We start from the raw sequence: 15,517 nt of genomic DNA on the forward strand, positions 1-15,517 counted from the left end.
CGCGCCCCGCTCGTTTTGTCGGAGCGGGGCGCGGGCCGGTTGTTCGGCGTTCAGTGTTTCGATTGCCTTCGGAGCGAAAAGCGCGGGTGCTGGATTAGAGCTCCTAACAGAACGAACTGCCTCGACGTCTTCATGGCCACATCAGGATCGGTGAACGTGGTTGGTAGGGTCCGGCAGTGACCTTGACGGACCTCAGCTACGGCTTTCGTGACGACGATCAGCGGCGCCGCGTCCAGGCGGTTATCCACGATCGTCTTGCAGACGACCGCGAGCCGCAGGAGTGTCGTTACCTCATGCGGTTCTGGTGGCAGCTGGGCATGCCGTACCAAGAGGTGTTGTTGGCGCAGCTGAGCCTGAACGTTCGCAAGTCGAAGCTGGACGTGCTCGAAAGGCTGATCAGAGCCATCAGGACGTCCCACGACGAGATCGACGCATGGGTAGCCACCGCGCAGGACACCTTCCCGGTGATTCAAGATCGTGGCTTCCGGGCCGCCTCGGGCGACGACGGCTAGCGCAACAAGCCGAGTTGCCGGTGGGAGATGAGGCAGCAGGCGAGTCTGAGGAACGCTTCGTGGATGTCGGCTCGTCGTTCCCAGCGGATACGTAGGCGTCGAAAGCCGTGAAGCCAGGCGAAGGTGCGCTCGACCACCCACCGATAGATGCCAAGGCCGGTGCCGTGCCGGGTGCCGCGGCGGGCGATGGTCGGCACGATGCCGCGAGCGCGGACCTGGTCGCGGTAGATGTCGTGGTCGTAGCCGCGGTCCGCGAACAGAGAGTCGGGCTTGCGTCGTGGCTGTCCCACGCGGCCACGGACCGGCGGGATCGCGTCGAGCAACGGCAGGAGCTGGGTGACGTCGTTCCGGTTGCCACCGGTCAGCAGGATCGCGAGCGGAGTGCCGTGTCCGTCGGTGATGAGGTGATGTTTCGATCCGGCTCGCCCACGGTCAACCGGCGAAGGGCCCGTGTGCTGCCCCCTTTTAGGGCCCTGACGTGGGACGAGTCGACCACGCACCGAGACCAGTCCAGCCGTGAGGCTGCGTTCAGCTCGGCCAGCAGGACCTCGTGAAGCCGCTGCCACACGCCGGCCTCGTTCCAGTCCCGCAGCCGCCGCCAGCACGTCATACCCGAGCCGAAACCGAGGTCCTGTGGCAGATACTCCCACTGGATCCCGGTGTGCAGCACGTACAAGATTCCGCACAGCACTTCCCGGTCCGGCAACGGCTTGCGGCCCGGATACCGGAACCTGCGCTCACGCTGCGGCAACAGCGGCTCCAGGCGAGCCCACAACTCATCCGACACGATCCACGGCGCCATCCCCACACCGGACCAAACGCTCAACTCCCGCCCCGGACACGGCAACCAGGACTGATCCACCTCATTGTGTTAGCCGTTGTAAGGCTGTCCCGTAACTTCGGGAGCGCGAGGAACGATCTCGGCTTCGTCGATCAGAGAAAGAGGAGTTCGACGTCCTTCGCGACGCAGAGCCGCAGAACGACCGTCAGCTGCCGGGCCGCGTCGATGTGTGCCCGAGGAACATCGGCCTCGTTCTTCCACTGGTCGACGATCGCCTCGAGTCGGGGCAGGAGCGCGGCGCACTCGGTGGGCGAGAGATCGCCTCCGCCGTCATCGGGGCGATCGAGGAGTGGTTCGAGCGAGGTGGAGACATCACTCCAGGGGCGATCGCCGCCGAAGCCCTGCATCTCGGAGAGAGCGAACCCCTCAGCTTGCGCCAGCTGTCGCCGGAACGCGGCGAAGCCGCTGTAGGACCAGGCGACGTCGGGACTGCTGGTGTTTCCGTCACCCGGGAACAGAGTCAGCCCCACGTCGTTCTCCCTCGGTCGTCAATACGCAAGAATCGGCCGGAACCAGCGACGTCTGCAACTGAGATGATCCGGGATGGCTGGTGTGATCACGGCGTCTGAGCCGTCCTGGATAGCCCCGTTCACCGGGCTGAGCCCTCGCCCGTTCGGCAAGCTGGTCAGCATGGTGCGGCGCGAGGGTACGGACGCGGTCCGAAAGGGCCGGCCATGGGGCCTGCCGCTGGAGGACCGAATCGACGCCGTGACCCGACTCGTCGTCGTGATCGGCCGACCTCTGCCCGGAAACCGCAACGACTGCAAGGCGTGGGAGGAATCCGGCGCCAAAGCCGCCGTCGGCAAAACCACCACGATCGCCGACGGCGGCTATCCCGGCACCGGACTCCTCATGCCCCACCGCCGACGCAAGGGCGAAGACCTGCCCGGCTGGAAAGAAGCCCACAACACGTCCCACAAGCAGGTCCGCGCCCGCATCGAGCACGTCTTCGCCCGCATGAAGACCTGGAAGGTCCTCCGCGACTGCCGCCTCAAGGGCGACGGAGTCCACCACGCCATGCTCGGCATCGCGCGCCTGCACAACCTTGCCATCGCCGGGTAGGCGGGCGACCGACATCGACCAGGAACATCACGCCGAGCCCAAGATCATTTACGGGACAACCTTTAGACCGGCTTATGAAGGAGGACCGGCCGTGAGCGACGTCCACCGGAGCATCCCGCACGTCGTGGCCCTGCTTCAGCATCCCTCCGACGGCCGGGTACTCACCGTCCGGCACCAGCCGCACTCGTGGCACTCCCCCGGACTGCTCACCGTCGTCGGCGGCCGGCTCGAAGTCGACGAGTTCTTCGACGAGGGTGCCGCACGCGAGTTCACCGAGGAGACCGGCATCCTGATCGCCCCGGACCGCCTTGAGTTCTGCCGGCTCGTCCACCTGCACGCCGCGCACGGAGAACGGGTGACCGGCGTGGTGTTCCTGACACGACAGTGGGAGGGCGAGCCGTTCAACCGTGAGCCGGGCACCCACAGCGAGTTGGTCTGGGCCGATCCCGCCGACCCGCCCGGCGACTGCCACCCCTTCACTCGCGAGCTCCTGCGCCATTTCGACGCAGGGCTCCGGTACGCCAACGTCGTCGCCCCGGAGTTGAGCGGCGGGGGTGAGTGTCCGTGACGGTCGCCGCCCGGGCCGCGAAGACCACCGCATGGTCGAGGCCCGCCTTTCGGTCCCTGCTCGCCAGCGAAGCCGTGACCCTGTCCGGGTCGGCGGTGAGCACCGTCGCTCTGCCCGCGCTGGCCGTTCTGGAGCTGCGCGCTTCCACCACCGAGGTCGCCGTGCTCGCATTCCTCGGACAGCTTCCGAACGCGGTCGCGCTGTGGGCCGGCGCCCTGTCCGACCGGCATCCCAAGCGCCCTCAGCTGATCGCCTCGGACCTGGCGGCGGCCGCCGCGATGGTGACCATCCCGGCCGCCGCCCTCGCCGGGGCGCTCACCGTCGGACAGCTGTGTGCAGTCGCGGTCGTCCTCGGGGCGGCCAAGATGCTGCAGGACGCCGCGGCCATCAGTCTCCTGCCGGCCCTGGTCGGTTCGCATCAGCTCCATGACGCGAACTCGAAGATCGGTGCGGCGTCCTCGGTGACCGACAGCGCCGGCATCAACGCCGGCGCGCTCCTGGTCGGTGCCGTCGGCCCCGCACGCTCGGTGCTGGTCGACGCCGTGTCCTTCCTCGTCTCCGCGGTGCTGATCTGGCGCATGCGCGGTCCCGAGGCCGCCGCCGCGTCGCGCGCCCGCACCGGCTTGGCGCGGGACATCGCCGACGGCGTGCGCTACGTGGCGCGGCAGCCCACGATCCGCACCGTGATCGCCGCCTTGCCGACCCTCTCCTTCGGCTTGGCGGTCATGCATACGTACTGGGCGTACTACCTGCTGGATCGACTCGGGGCCTCCCCGTCCGCGTTTGGCGTGATCATGCGCATCGGGGGTGCCGGCGGTGTGGCCGGTGCGTTGCTCGCGCCAAGGATCGCCGCCCGGATCGGCATCGGTCCCACGATCATCGTGGGGTTCGCGGTCAGCCCCGCCGCCCAGGCGCCCGTGCTGTGTGCCGGTCCAGGACTGCGGTGGCAGATCGTCCTGGCCGCCACGCTGGCAGTGCAGTTGTTCTGGGCGACGGCGTCGGGGACCAGCCAGCGATCCCTGCGCCAGGCCGTATGCGACCCGGCCTTCCAGGGCCGGATGCAGTCCGCCAGCACCACGCTCACCGCCGGGGCACGCCCGCTCGCTGCCGCCACCGCCGGCGGCCTGGCCCTCCTCCTCGATGTCCGGGCCACCCTCGCCGTCGGCGCGCTCCTCCAAGTGGTCCCGTCACCCTGCTGCTGGCCTCCCCCATCCGCACACTGCGGAGGATCCCCGTCCGCGTGGCCGTGCCGCCCAACCGAGAAGGAGCTCCTTCATGACCACCGCGTCCACCGCGGCCGTGACCTACTGGGAGCCACTCTGGTCCCAGGGCCGCCGCTACCGGCAACTCGACGGCAACGAGAACCGGCTGCTGGAGGACCACCTCGGCCCGGGTTGCGACCGCCCCGCCCTCGACATCGGCTGCGGCGACGGCTCGCTCGCCCGGGGCCTCGCCGAACTCGGCTATCGCGCCACCGGCATCGACTGCTCCCCCAGCGCCATCGAGCTCGCCGCCGCCTATGACGCGAGGCCCGGCCACGAGCCGGCGTGGCGGTGCATGGACATCACCACCGACGACCTCCGTGCCCTGCCCGAGCCTGCGTACGCGGTCGTCACCTGCCGCCTGGTCTACCGGTGGATCGACAACAAGGCCGCCTTCCTCGACCGCGTCCGCCGCCTCCTTGCCCCGGGCGGGACCTTCTGGGTGGTCACCGAGATCGCCGGGCGCCGCCCCGCTACCGACCCCTTGCAGTGCCTCGGCATCACTCCCGCGCAGGCGGAGATCCTCACCGCGAACTGGTCCGCCGTCCGGACCGCCGATCTCGACGTCTTGCGCTGCTACGCCCTGCGCCCCTGATCCCCGCCCCGGCTACCGGATGGAGAACTTGCTGACCACCGAATCGGATACCGCCGAGACCTGGAACGTCTACGGCGCCCACCAACTGGCCAGAAGGCTGGAGCTGCGGCGAGCTGGACCGGTGGGACTGGGGCATCCCCGACGTTGGTCCCGGCACCGAAGCGCTCGGCGACGTGAACGGGCTGCGCGTCCTCGACCTCGGCAGCGGCCTTGGCCGGCATGCCGCTTACCTCGCCGCCCGGGGCGCCGACATCACCGCCGTGGATGCCTCCCCCGCCCAGCACCAGCGCGCCCTCACCCGCTACCCGGGCACTCCGGGTCTGCACCTGGTGTGCGCCGACGCCGTGGCCCACCTGTGCGACGCCGATCCGTACGACCTGGTATACTCCGTCGGCTCCATGCCGTACCTGGACCCCGACCGGCTGTTGCCTGTCCTGGCCAATGGCCTTGCACCGGGCGGCCCGACTGCTCTTCTCGGCGCTGCACACCAACTCGGACGGCACCGGGCCGTCAGCCGAGTTGATGCCGGCGGCGCCCCGAGATCCTGCGGCTGTCCGGAACCACCGAAGACCACCGAGTGACCATGTGGGTCCTCACCCCGCAGACGTGGGAGGACCTCTTGGTCCAGCACGGACTCAGAATGGAGGCGGTCACCACGATCGACTCCCCGAAACCCGACAACCACGTCTCCTACCGGCTGTACGCAGCCCAGCACCTGCAGCGGGTGTCCAACCCGGGCGGTCACGCCGGGCCAGTCCCCCTGAACGACGACCGAGCCGTCGACCGGAAGCCGACGGCGGTTCCAGGGGAGGCGACACCGTGGCCGCGCTGACGGACGATCCTCGCTTCGCCGCGACGACGTTCGTGGTGATCGACTTCGAGGGCCTCACTCCAGCAGGACGGCCCGCCGAGCCGATCGAGGTCGCGGCGCTGGCGCTGCGCCCCAGGGATGGCCGACTGGTGGAAACCGGCCGGTTCGAGGAGCTGATGCGACCGCCTGCCGACGTGCCCGTGACCGCGCGGGACGTCCAGCTCAAGGGCATCACCCAACGAATGCTCGCCTCGGCGGCCCCCGCTGCCGAGGTGATGGCGCAGCTCGAGGCGCGCCTGACTGCGCCGCCGTACCGGCTGGTCGCCCATCACGCCTCCACAGAAGCCGGAATCATCGCCCGCCAGGCAGAGCGCTGTCCCGTACTCGCCGCGACGCCGCTGCTGGACACGTTGCGTCTGGCCAAGGCCGTCCTGCCCGGCCTTGGCTCCTACCGACTGGACGGTCTGCTCAGCCACTACGGCATGCCCAAGCCTGCCGGACGGCACCGGGCGATGCCGGATGTCGAGGTCACCGCTCACGTGCTGATCCACCTCCTGGACGACGGGTGCAGGGCCGGCCGGTGGAGAACGCTGCTCGAACTGGACATGGCCGCGGGATTGCAGCCGACCCAGCCACCCCCGGCTGCGGCCGCGGAACAGGGAGCCCTGTTCTGACCGGCGGCCCGCCGCAGCGGGACGTCGCGGGGCCGACGCCCCGGAATCACATCCGTAAGGAGATCTCTTCACCGTGAACATCCCGCACCTGCCGTCGTTGCTGGGGGTGTTCGCGCACCCGGACGACGAGAGCCTCCTGGCTGGTGGCGTGCTCGCGCAGCACCACGCCGCCGGCGCCCGCACAGCGGTCGTCACTGCCACCTGGGCTCTCTACAGCCGCCGAGCGCCGGAACTCGCGGACGCCCTCGCCGTCCTGGGCGCCGGCTCCCCACGCCTGCTCGGCTACAACGACGCCCGCAACCCCGAGGCCGCGCCCGGCCAACCCCGGCTCGTCGACGCACCCCTCGATGAGACCATCGGCCGCCTCGTCGCCCACATCCGGGACTTCCGTCCCGACATCGTCGTCACCCACGACGCGGTCGGCCAGTTAACCGGCCACCCCGACCACGTACGCACCCACCAGATCACCCTGCTCGCCGTCGAAGCCGCCGGCCTTGCCCGCCTGTATCCGGAAGCGGGCCCCCCGTGGCAGCCGGCCGCGCTGTACGCCGCCACGCACCCCGAGTCCGGCGTCGGCCTGCTCCGCCCGCTGCTCGAAGGTGTGGGAAAGGAGGTGCTCGCGGTGCCGGACTCCTACGTGACCACCAGCATCGACGTCACACCCTGGACTGACGCGAAGTGGCGCGCGATCCTCGCGCATCGCGGTGAGGTCGCCCGTGAGCGGCCCCTGCCCGGCATCCTCGCCCGCCTCCCCGAAGCAGACCGCGCCCAGATCATCCGTACCGAACACTTCACCCGCCTCACCCCAGGCCCCACGAAGGGCGACCCGGCCCGGCTGGCCTCCTGACCCCCGGGACACCTTCACCGCCCACGAGTAAGCCCCTGCTGATCGGAGAGAGATGATGAGGCCTCCTGCACTCGACCAACGCCCCAAAGGGTCACGGACCTTGCGGTTGGCGGTCGCACAGAGCACGGTGCCGGAAGATCCCACTGACCGAGGAGCACTTCGAGCGGCCGGGCAGGAGATCCGGGCCCTCATGGCGGAGGCAGCCGGTGCGGGTGCGCGGCTGGTGCAGTTCCCCGAGGGGGCGATCGTCTATCCGAGCAAGCACGTGATGGCGGCCGGACCGGACGGCGGGCTGGTACCGGCCGACTGGAGCCGTGCCGCCTGGGACGTCCTGCGCGAGGAGGCCGAGTCGATCGCTGCGCTGGCTGGAAAACTACGGATGTGGACGGCGTTCGGTTCGCTACACCCGCTCACGCCGCCGAACAGGCCCCACAACAGCCTCTTCATCGTCTCCGACCGTGGCGAGCTGGTCACCAGGTACGACAAGCGGCTCCTGTCGCATACGGAGGCCTCCTACCTGTACGCCCCGGGCCGCGAGCCGCTGGTCTTCGAGGTGGACGGCATGCGGATCGGCTGCGCGCTGTGCGTGGAGGCCAACTTCCCGCCGCTCTTCGCCGAGTACGAGCGCCTGGACGTCGACTGCGTCCTGCTCTCCGTGATGGTCGACGATGCTTCGAGGGCGCGCGTCGCCCAGGCCTACGGGACGCTGTACTGCTACTGGCTTGGCTACGCCGTGCCGGCGCAGTTCAGCGCCACGGTGCCGTCCGGGATCGTGGCGCCCGGCGGCCGGTGGCTGGCGCAGTGCCCCGCCGACGGGCAGCCCGCGCTGGCGGTCGCGGACATCGACCTCGACTCGGCCGACCCGGACATCGACGTGGCCCTTCGGTACGCACGACCATGGCGACGCCGGGCGCAGGACGGGCTCTACGAGGACCGGCTGGTAGACGGGGACCCGCGCAGCGACATTCGCACGGCGTTCTGACAACGCCCGCGCACCTGACCCGCCAGAGCCTCTTGGTGTCGCGTCGGATCGCGGTGCTCCCCCATCGGCCGCCGGGGGAGCACCTCAAGATCGTCGCGCCCGCCCACGGTCGGGTCGGCCCCGCCTCCTTCTACTCGTACGACCGGGGCCGGCCCGTGGGCTCGGCCGTCCTGCGGTACTCCTCTATCGGGACCGGTCTCACGCCGGGCCGCATGCGGTCCATCAGCAGAAGTCCGTCGAGGTGATCAATTTCGTGCGCGAGGAGCCGCGCGTCGCCCCGCTCGTAGACGGCCTTCTCGGTACTGCCCGCTGCTGTCATCGTTTCCACCGTGATCCGCAGGGGTCGGGGAACCTGTGCCCGTACGTCGAAGAGCGACGGCACCCTTCGAACCTCTCGTCCACGTCCTCGGCGGCATCGGTGATACGGGGGTTGAGCAGAACGATGGGGGCGGATTCAGGAGGTTGGACGACGGCTGCGGACCGGCCGATGCCGATCTGCGGGGCAGCCAGGCCCAGGCCCTTGCCAGAGAAGTCGTGCGTGCGGCGGATGCGCTCCATGACGTCGGAGCTGACCGACGTCGTCGTCGATGGTTTCCCGCTCATCGGGGAGTGCGAAGGGGGGCCAGGGTCACGCAGGACGGGCGCGCCGTACTGAACGATGTCGAGGTCGCGCATCTGCTGGCTGGGGCGCATCGGACCATCTCCCCCTTGGTGAACGGTCATGGAGAGTCTGCCCCACGGCTTGTCACGGGGCGGCGCGTTTCGCCTTCCATAGGGGCGTGGTGGTGGGCGTCTGTCAGGTCAGCTTCGGGCTGTTCCCGCTCAGGAACTCGCGGGCGCCGCGGAGCCGGATGTGCAGCTTCTCCTGGGTGGTGCCGCTGTCGAGTCGTACGTCGAGCCCGCCGGGCAGTCCCGTATCGGAGCGGCGTGCGGAGGGCAGCCGGGCGGGGTCGAGCCCGTCGCGGCGGGCGATGAGCGCGCCCAGCTCGTGGCGGCTGAGGGCATCCGGCCCAGCGAGATGGAACACGCCGGCGGCGTCGGACCGGGTGATCTCCCACAGAGCGGCAGCCAGGTCTGTCACGTGGACGGGGCAACGGATGTCGTCGGTGAACAAGGCGCCCTGCCGGGTGCCGTCGGCCAGCGCGTGCACGAGCCGCTCGTGCTCGGACCGGCCGTTGCCGATGATCAGGGACGTACGGGCGACGGCCGCAGTGTCGGGGCACAGGAGGCGTACGGCGGTCTCGGCGGCTGCCTTCGCGGCTCCGTAGGGAGTGAGGGGGTCCGGAAGGCAGGACTCGTCGTAGCGGTCGCGGCCCGTGCCGGAGAAAACGGCGTCGCTGGAGACGTGCACCAGGCGGATGCCGTGCCGGGCCGCAGCTTGGGCGAGGCGGATCCCGCCTTCGGCGGTGACCGCCCAGTCCGCTCCACCGCTCGTCGCGTTGATCACCACAGCCGGAGCCACCGTGTCGAGGACTTCCTCCAGGCGGAGGGGGTCGCGAAGGTCGAGGTGATGCCAGGTCACCCCGTCGTCGTCCGCAGGGCGGGAATGGAACGTGGCGACCGGGTGGAGGCCTGCGGACATCGCCTGGCGTACCAGCTCGGCACCCAGGAAGCCGCTGCCGCCGATGATCAGCACAGTCATGCCGCCTCACGCTACGGGCGAGCGCCACCGCCCCGAGCAACTTCGGCAGAATCACCGATCTGCCCAGCCAAGGAGGCATGAGCGCCGGCCCGAACCACGCATACCGCTCCGGATGTCGGTCTGCCTGGCCAGCCGGTCAGTGCTCGCTCCTCAGGCAAGAACGCCGCTGCGTTCGGCGAGGCCGCCGAGTTCCGTTGACGTGGGGCCGGACACCAGCAGGCTGGAGATCAAGGCCTTCGTCGCCGGTCGGGCGTGGGTTTCCTGTGGAGCGGACGCAGTCGCTGCGGCGGCCGAGGGGGTCGTAGGTGACAGCGATGTCCCTGTGGGCGCGGGAGCGGCGTTCGACGCTGGGCAGCGCCTTCAGCGAGATCGGGCGAGCGGCATCGAGTGCGGCCCGGGGATCGCCGGCGTGATTCTCCGCGCTGATCCTGTGATGCCCTCACACCGAGCCGTCGCCAAGCCGTCCTCACCCAACCGGCCTCCTGCTGTCGGGAATCGGCTCTGGTGAGGGCCCAACCGCTGCGCAGCCACAATCGAGGGGCGCATGGCCGCAAGCAAGGTCTGCTGGCGGGCTCATTCGCACACTGCCTCGGGTGATCCGTCGTGGGGCCAGGTTGGGCGGTACGGGTCGTCGATGATCCACCCTCGCTATGCGGTGTCGCGGAACTCGCCCGTGCTCTCGTCGACCATGCCCTCGGGAACCAGCCGCAGCCGGGGCCGGGCGGGCCGGCGTCGCTCGACGGCGTGCTGCGTGCGTTCGGTGAGCCACTGCCGGTACCAGCGCCGCTGGTCACCGGACCGTTTGCGGCGCCGTTCCCCCAGGCCAGCGGTGCCCCGGGTGAGGGCGACGTGCTCGAGCTGGTCAGAGTCGGGGCGAGGTCGGCGGCCGGGGCCCGGCGGCCGGACTGCAAAGCGGTGGACTGGCGGGAGTGGTCGGACAGGGCGCGGTTCGCGATGTAGTCGTCCAGGCCGCGCGTGAACTCCTGGCCGCGCAGGGTCTCCAGCAGGTGCCGGCGGGCTTCGGACAGGACGTGGCGGCGGGCGAACTTGCCGCGCACGGTGGAGACGACAGCGGCGACGTCGACGGCCGCGAGGACGGCATCGACGTGCGGGTCCGATTGTCGGGTCGCCGACGATCCAGCCCTTGCGCTCCCATCAGGCGATCGCCTTGCGTGCGATGGACAGCTCCCGGTCGTCGGTGTTGGCGTCCATCTCGTCCGCCCGCGCCGCCGCCAGTTCGGCCAGCTCCTCCGGCAGCGCCGGGTCGTCGATCGCGGTGACGGGGAAGACGGGCGGCTTCGCGCCCCGGCGGGCTGGGCCGGTCGGCGCCGGTTCACCGGCGAGCATCCACCCCCACGTCATCAGCGAGATCCGGTAGATCCACACGGAGGACTTCGCGATGCCCGCGCCGGTGAGGTGACGCTCGACCGCCACGGTGTACGAGGAGGGCAGGACGGACACGGGCGGCACGCGGCACACGCAACGCGCCCTGACTCCCGAGTTCGGTCACTGGTTCGATGTCATGCCCGTCCCGCCCCTTCAGCCCTGCCGCAGTAAATGCGTACATCTCGCCTGCGGTGGCTGGAGAGTCCACTGCACGTCGCGAAGATCACGGTGGGGGGTCTGCCGCAGTAAATCCGGCATTTACTGCGGCAGCAACCAGACGGGATCCCAAGCAACGAGGGCTCGGTAAGCGGTCACACTGGTTCGGAGTCGTTTTCGAGCTGGCTCGTCTTGGCCCGCAACCATGCCGTCAGCTGGCGGACGCGTCCGTCCAACTCGGGTGACTGACGGCTGAGGAGGTGGTAGCTGGTGCCGTCGGGGACGAAACCGAAGGGTGCGACGAGTTGCCCCCGCTCCAGGTCGTCGCGGACGACGGCGTACGGGGCGATTGCGACCCCGACGCCGGCCGCGGCAGCCTGAAGCGTTAGGTAGAAGTGCTCCAGGGTCTGCTGGGAGGCGGGCTCTGCCGTCATGCCGGTGATACGTCGCCAGTCGTCCCACGCCTGTGGTCGTGTGCCGGTGTGCAGAAGGGCCACCTGCGACACGCCGGCGGCGCCGGTCAGCCGGGAGGCGAGATCGGGCCGGCAGACGGGTCCGATCCGCTCTGCGAACAAGCGGGTCCTGCTTGCCTCTTCGGGGAACGGGAAGTCGTCTCGGCGGATCGCGAGGTCGATGTCGTCCCGCTCGAAGAAGACAGGGCCGCCGCCCGCGGACAGGTGGACGGCGACGTCCGGCACGTTCACGGCCAGATCGGGGAGGCGGGGAATGAGCCATCGCATCAGGAGCGTGGGCTCGCACGAGAGAGTGAGCGGTCCTGCGGGTGTGCGGTGTGAAATCTGGTGGACTGCCGCATCGATCTGATCGAGGGCGTCCCGGACGACGGCCGCCAGTTGGCGGGCCTGTGGGGTCGGGCGCAGGGCGCGTGTCTGTCGCTCGAACAGCGTTATTCCAAGGAACCGTTCCAGGTTCTGGATCTGTCGGCTCACCGCGCCGTGCGTGACATGCAATTCCTGCGCCGCCGCGGTCATGCTCGCGTGCCGGACAGTCGCTTCGAACGGCAGCAGCGTATTCAGAGGAGGAAGGGCCGACCATCGCATGCGTGAACTCTACTCACAGGTCTTGTGAGAATGAATCGTTTGTCCTGCCCTTTCATCTGAACGACTATTGATCTGATCACAGAAGCAGGGTGGCTGACGGAGAGGTGAGGCATGACATTCCGCGACGACGTGCGGCAGGGTATCGCCATCCTGGCGGATGACCTCACCAGCGCAGGGGACGGAGCCGGGCCGTTCCGCCGGGCAGGTCACGAGGCCCGGATCCTGCTCACCGCCCCAGCATGCGTGCCGCGGCCCGCCGTGGGCGTGAGCGCGGTCGACCTGGGGAGCCGGGTGCTGGACGAGGAGGCCGCCACTTCGCGTACGTGGCGTGCGGCCCGCCTCTTCGCCGGCTCCGAGTTGCTCTTCAAAACGGTGGATTCCACCCTGCGCGGTCATGTCGCGGCGGAGGTCCGGGCCGCATGGGAGGGATCGCGGAGACGGGCCGTCGTCATCGCTCCGGCCTTCCCCGCGGAGGGCAGAGTGACGGTGGATGGGGTCCAGCACGTGCGAGGCGTACCGGTCCACGAGAGCGACTATGCCCGCGACCCGGCACACCCCGTGCGGTGTTCGGACCTCGCCGTGCTGTTCCCCGAGGCCGTTCTCAGCCAGCCAGTTCGGGCAGCCGAACTGCCCGAACTGATCGGGAACGGTGACCTGATCGTCTACTCCGCCACCGAGGACGGCGACCTCGACCGTCTGGTAGCAGCGGTGCCGCGGCTTGACGAAGTGTTGTGGGTCGGCTCCCCAGGTCTGGCGGCCGCCCTGGCCCGAAGGTGTGCACGCGCCACGGGCAGCGCTCCGTCACTGTCCGCCCCGGCCCGACGTCCACTGATCGTGGTCGGCAGCACCAACCCGGCGACCCGACGGCAGCTGGCCGAGCTGCACACCAGGGCGGACGTCCAGGGTGTCACCGTCGGCGTCGATCCGGCCCCGGCCGTGGAGACGCTGCGGGGCATGACGGCCCCCGTCCTCACGCTGCAGACACCCGATGAACGCCACACGCCACAGACCGCACAAGTACTCGCCCGCTCCCAGGCAGCAATCGTCAAGGCGCTGAGCGAAGACCACACAGTCGACGCACTCGTCATCACCGGGGGAGAAACGGCCACCACCGTGCTCCAGCCCGTCGGTGCCACCGGCATCGACCTACTCGACGAACCCGAACCCGGCGTCGTCCGCGGATCCCTGATCGGCACCCTTCCCCTTTCGGTGCTGATCAAGGCAGGCGGTTTCGGTGACGACGCCATGCTCCTGCGCCTGTCCCACCTCATCCGACATCCCCTCGCCCCAGGAGAGCACGTATGACCCCGATCGCCATCACCATGGGCGACCCTTGCGGAATCGGCCCCGAGATCACCCTCAAAGCGTGCGCCGATGCCCGGCGCACCGTGCCCGTCGTCGTCATCGGCGATGTGGACGTCCTCGCCCGCGCCAACAAGATCGCCGACACTGACCTCGCGATCCACCCCATCTCATCGGTCGATGAAGCGAAGTTCACACCCGGCACGGTGGACGTCCTCGCCGAGAACGGCCTGCCCGCCGACCTGCCCTGGGGCACACTCGACGCCCGGGCCGGAGCCGCGTCCTTCAGTTACGTCCGCCGCGGTATCGAGCTCGCGATGGCCCGCGAGGTACGGGCTGTGGTGACCGCGCCGATCAACAAGGAAGCGCTGCGTCTGTCCGGTGTCCCCTATCCCGGGCACACCGAGATCCTCGCCGACCTGTCCGGCACCACGGACTACGCGATGATGATGGCCACCGACGAGCTGCGCATCGTCCTGGTCACCGTGCACCAGCCACTGCGCACCGCACTCAACGCGATCACCACAGCCCGCGTACTCGACATCATCCGCCTCACCCACCGCACACTCCAGCGCAGCGGCCTGCCCGCCCCTCGTATCGCCGTCGCCGGCCTCAACCCCCATGCGGGGGAGAACGGCCTGTTCGGCCGCGAGGACCTGGACATCATCGCCCCCGCCATCGAGACCGCGCAGAGCGAAGGCATCCAGGCCAGCGGACCCTGGCCCGCCGACACCGTCTTCATGCGAGCCCGCGCTGGGGCCTTCGACGCCGTGGTCGCCCAGTACCACGACCAGGGCCTCATCCCGGTCAAGTACCTCGGGATCGAGCACGGCGTCAACATCACCATCGGCCTGCCCTTTGTCCGCACCAGCGTCGACCACGGCACCGCCTTCGACATCGCCGGTCTCGGCACGGCCGACCACACCAGCCTGCTCGCCGCCCTGACCCACGCCGACCGCCTGTCCTCAGGGGCACCGGACCGCCCCTGACCCCCACCGACCCACATCGGCCCCCGGCACAAGAGACCGAAGGACATCATGGACTTCATCTTCATGCTCACCCGTGACGACCGCACCGTCACCGACTGCCTCGAGGTCCTCGACACCATCGAGGACCTCGGCATCACCCACATCGGTTTCAAAGACGTCGGTGTCGACGCCGGCACCCTCGCCAAGCTCCACACCCGCATCAAGGACATGGGCGCCACCACCTACCTCGAAGTCGTCAGCACCCACCGGGACCAGGCCCTTGCCTCAGTACGAACGGCCACCGAACTCGGCGTCGACTGGCTGATGGGCGGCACCTGGATCGGGGAGACCCTCAACCTCCTGCACGGCACATCCATCGGCTACCTGCCCTTCCCCGGAGAACCCCTGGGGCACCCCACCCGCCTCGCCGGCAACCCCGACCGCATCGCAGACGACTGCCGACGAGCCGAGGCCGCCGGCTGCGCCGGCGTCGACCTCCTCGCGTACCGCGCCACCGACGCCGACCCCCTCGACCTGGTCCGCGCCGCCCGCGCCGCCACCACCGGCCGCCTGGTCATCGCCGGCTCCATCACCAGCACCGACCAGATACAGGCGCTCGCATCAGCCGGAGCCGACGCCTTCACCATCGGATCCGCCGCCTTCGACGGCTCCCTGCAGCCCCACGCCGGCACCCTCCGCTCCCAACTGGCCCCAGTGGTGGGCCTGTAGCGTGACCGCCGGGACTGTAAGACGTTCGGTGTAACTCCCGATCATGGAAGATGCATCGATGACCAGTGAGAACGTGTCCGAGTCCGAGACCGTCGAGCCTACGAAGGCTGCGTCGGCGAAGG

General features: G+C 69.6%; 19 protein-coding genes and 1 pseudogene. 13 read left to right on the forward strand and 7 right to left on the reverse strand.

Features of this window, described 5'->3' with window-relative positions; translation table 11 throughout:
• Positions 1-176 precede the first annotated feature (176 nt).
• Positions 177-512: a hypothetical protein gene (locus AQJ58_RS22040; protein ID WP_067252680.1), complete on the forward strand. Its 336-nt coding sequence runs from the start codon at positions 177-179 to the stop codon at positions 510-512.
• Here AQJ58_RS22040 and AQJ58_RS41125 read toward each other — a convergent pair.
• Both AQJ58_RS41125 and AQJ58_RS22055 read right to left on the reverse strand, forming a co-directional pair.
• Positions 509-1,314 (reverse strand): IS5 family transposase gene (locus AQJ58_RS41125; RefSeq protein ID WP_234360206.1). Its coding sequence is split into 2 segments (ribosomal slippage): positions 509-994 and positions 997-1,314, totalling 804 coding nucleotides; the frame shifts between segments, so codons are not numbered across the junction. The genes AQJ58_RS22040 and AQJ58_RS41125 overlap by 4 nt on opposite strands.
• A gap of 131 nt (positions 1,315-1,445) precedes the next feature.
• Positions 1,446-1,823: a hypothetical protein gene (locus AQJ58_RS22055; RefSeq protein WP_067252681.1), complete on the reverse strand. Its 378-nt coding sequence runs from the start codon at positions 1,821-1,823 to the stop codon at positions 1,446-1,448.
• 73 nt (positions 1,824-1,896) lie between these two features.
• Between AQJ58_RS22055 and AQJ58_RS22060 the strand changes: the two genes are divergently transcribed.
• From AQJ58_RS22060 to AQJ58_RS22100, 9 genes and pseudogenes are all read left to right on the forward strand, one after another.
• Positions 1,897-2,415, forward strand: a complete 519-nt coding sequence (locus tag AQJ58_RS22060; protein WP_067252683.1) for a transposase — start codon at positions 1,897-1,899, stop codon at positions 2,413-2,415.
• A 91-nt stretch (positions 2,416-2,506) separates the two neighbouring features.
• Positions 2,507-2,983, forward strand: a complete 477-nt coding sequence (locus AQJ58_RS22065) for an NUDIX domain-containing protein (protein WP_067252684.1) — start codon at positions 2,507-2,509, stop codon at positions 2,981-2,983.
• Positions 2,984-3,078: 95 nt separating this feature from the next.
• Positions 3,079-4,098, forward strand: a pseudogene (locus tag AQJ58_RS41130) (MFS transporter); the annotation flags it as partial.
• A gap of 160 nt (positions 4,099-4,258) precedes the next feature.
• A complete protein-coding gene (locus AQJ58_RS22075) occupies positions 4,259-4,840 on the forward strand; it encodes a class I SAM-dependent methyltransferase (RefSeq protein ID WP_067252687.1) in 582 nt (193 codons plus the stop codon).
• A 173-nt stretch (positions 4,841-5,013) separates the two neighbouring features.
• Complete coding sequence (locus tag AQJ58_RS44570) at positions 5,014-5,421, forward strand: class I SAM-dependent methyltransferase (RefSeq protein ID WP_067252689.1); 408 nt, start codon at positions 5,014-5,016, stop codon at positions 5,419-5,421.
• The gene (locus AQJ58_RS44575; RefSeq protein ID WP_234360209.1) at positions 5,418-5,672 is read left to right on the forward strand and encodes a hypothetical protein; all 255 of its coding nucleotides are present in this window, start codon (positions 5,418-5,420) and stop codon (positions 5,670-5,672) included. The genes AQJ58_RS44570 and AQJ58_RS44575 overlap by 4 nt, the downstream gene beginning before the upstream one ends.
• The gene (locus AQJ58_RS22090; RefSeq protein ID WP_067252692.1) at positions 5,660-6,325 is read left to right on the forward strand and encodes a 3'-5' exonuclease; all 666 of its coding nucleotides are present in this window, start codon (positions 5,660-5,662) and stop codon (positions 6,323-6,325) included. Before AQJ58_RS44575 ends, AQJ58_RS22090 begins: the two co-directional genes overlap by 13 nt.
• Before the next feature lie 73 nt (positions 6,326-6,398).
• Positions 6,399-7,172 (forward strand): PIG-L deacetylase family protein, encoded by a 774-nt coding sequence (locus AQJ58_RS22095; protein WP_234360213.1) that lies wholly within the window; start codon positions 6,399-6,401, stop codon positions 7,170-7,172.
• Between the two features lie 55 nt (positions 7,173-7,227).
• Positions 7,228-8,154, forward strand: coding sequence for a carbon-nitrogen hydrolase family protein (locus AQJ58_RS22100; RefSeq protein ID WP_079079150.1), 927 nt, complete (start codon positions 7,228-7,230; stop codon positions 8,152-8,154).
• A gap of 130 nt (positions 8,155-8,284) precedes the next feature.
• Here the strand turns inward: AQJ58_RS22100 and AQJ58_RS45410 are convergent, their stop codons facing one another.
• The 5 genes from AQJ58_RS45410 to AQJ58_RS22120 form a co-directional block, all read right to left on the reverse strand.
• The gene (locus AQJ58_RS45410) at positions 8,285-8,473 is read right to left on the reverse strand and encodes a peptide deformylase (protein WP_267892079.1); all 189 of its coding nucleotides are present in this window, start codon (positions 8,471-8,473) and stop codon (positions 8,285-8,287) included.
• A complete protein-coding gene (locus AQJ58_RS45415) occupies positions 8,470-8,847 on the reverse strand; it encodes a peptide deformylase (protein ID WP_267892080.1) in 378 nt (125 codons plus the stop codon). The genes AQJ58_RS45410 and AQJ58_RS45415 overlap by 4 nt, the downstream gene beginning before the upstream one ends.
• 103 nt (positions 8,848-8,950) lie before the next feature.
• Positions 8,951-9,796 (reverse strand): SDR family oxidoreductase, encoded by an 846-nt coding sequence (locus tag AQJ58_RS22110; protein WP_067252693.1) that lies wholly within the window; start codon positions 9,794-9,796, stop codon positions 8,951-8,953.
• Positions 9,797-10,951: 1,155 nt separating this feature from the next.
• Positions 10,952-11,266, reverse strand: coding sequence for a hypothetical protein (locus tag AQJ58_RS22115; protein WP_067252695.1), 315 nt, complete (start codon positions 11,264-11,266; stop codon positions 10,952-10,954).
• A 227-nt stretch (positions 11,267-11,493) separates the two neighbouring features.
• Positions 11,494-12,396 carry a LysR substrate-binding domain-containing protein gene (locus tag AQJ58_RS22120; protein ID WP_067252697.1) on the reverse strand — a complete coding sequence of 301 codons (903 nt, stop codon included), beginning with the start codon at positions 12,394-12,396 and terminating at the stop codon, positions 11,494-11,496.
• A gap of 111 nt (positions 12,397-12,507) precedes the next feature.
• Between AQJ58_RS22120 and AQJ58_RS22125 the strand changes: the two genes are divergently transcribed.
• Genes AQJ58_RS22125 through AQJ58_RS22135 form a run of 3 tightly spaced genes read left to right on the forward strand, consistent with a single transcriptional unit; the run spans position 12,508 to position 15,395 of the window.
• Complete coding sequence (locus AQJ58_RS22125; RefSeq protein WP_067252699.1) at positions 12,508-13,701, forward strand: four-carbon acid sugar kinase family protein; 1,194 nt, start codon at positions 12,508-12,510, stop codon at positions 13,699-13,701.
• The gene (gene pdxA, locus AQJ58_RS22130; protein ID WP_067252700.1) at positions 13,698-14,687 is read left to right on the forward strand and encodes a 4-hydroxythreonine-4-phosphate dehydrogenase PdxA; all 990 of its coding nucleotides are present in this window, start codon (positions 13,698-13,700) and stop codon (positions 14,685-14,687) included. The genes AQJ58_RS22125 and pdxA overlap by 4 nt, the downstream gene beginning before the upstream one ends.
• Before the next feature lie 48 nt (positions 14,688-14,735).
• Entirely contained in the window at positions 14,736-15,395 is a 660-nt protein-coding gene (locus AQJ58_RS22135) for a HisA/HisF-related TIM barrel protein (RefSeq protein ID WP_067252702.1), read from the forward strand.
• Positions 15,396-15,517: the final 122 nt, after the last annotated feature.

This window comes from Streptomyces sp. DSM 15324, assembly GCF_001514285.1.
In the GTDB taxonomy this organism is placed as follows: Bacteria; Actinomycetota; Actinomycetes; order Streptomycetales; family Streptomycetaceae; genus Streptomyces.

Coding starts and splice junctions, on each gene's coding strand:
- AQJ58_RS22100 (WP_079079150.1), top strand. CDS start 7,228: ATGAGGCCTCCTGCACTCGACCAACGCCCCAAAGGGTCACGGACCTTG.
- AQJ58_RS45415 (WP_267892080.1), bottom strand. CDS start 8,847: ATGCGCCCCAGCCAGCAGATGCGCGACCTCGACATCGTTCAGTACGGC.
- AQJ58_RS22135 (WP_067252702.1), top strand. CDS start 14,736: ATGGACTTCATCTTCATGCTCACCCGTGACGACCGCACCGTCACCGAC.
- AQJ58_RS22120 (WP_067252697.1), bottom strand. CDS start 12,396: ATGCGATGGTCGGCCCTTCCTCCTCTGAATACGCTGCTGCCGTTCGAA.
- AQJ58_RS22110 (WP_067252693.1), bottom strand. CDS start 9,796: ATGACTGTGCTGATCATCGGCGGCAGCGGCTTCCTGGGTGCCGAGCTG.
- pdxA (WP_067252700.1), top strand. CDS start 13,698: ATGACCCCGATCGCCATCACCATGGGCGACCCTTGCGGAATCGGCCCC.
- AQJ58_RS22075 (WP_067252687.1), top strand. CDS start 4,259: ATGACCACCGCGTCCACCGCGGCCGTGACCTACTGGGAGCCACTCTGG.
- AQJ58_RS45410 (WP_267892079.1), bottom strand. CDS start 8,473: ATGACAGCAGCGGGCAGTACCGAGAAGGCCGTCTACGAGCGGGGCGAC.
- AQJ58_RS22125 (WP_067252699.1), top strand. CDS start 12,508: ATGACATTCCGCGACGACGTGCGGCAGGGTATCGCCATCCTGGCGGAT.
- AQJ58_RS22060 (WP_067252683.1), top strand. CDS start 1,897: ATGGCTGGTGTGATCACGGCGTCTGAGCCGTCCTGGATAGCCCCGTTC.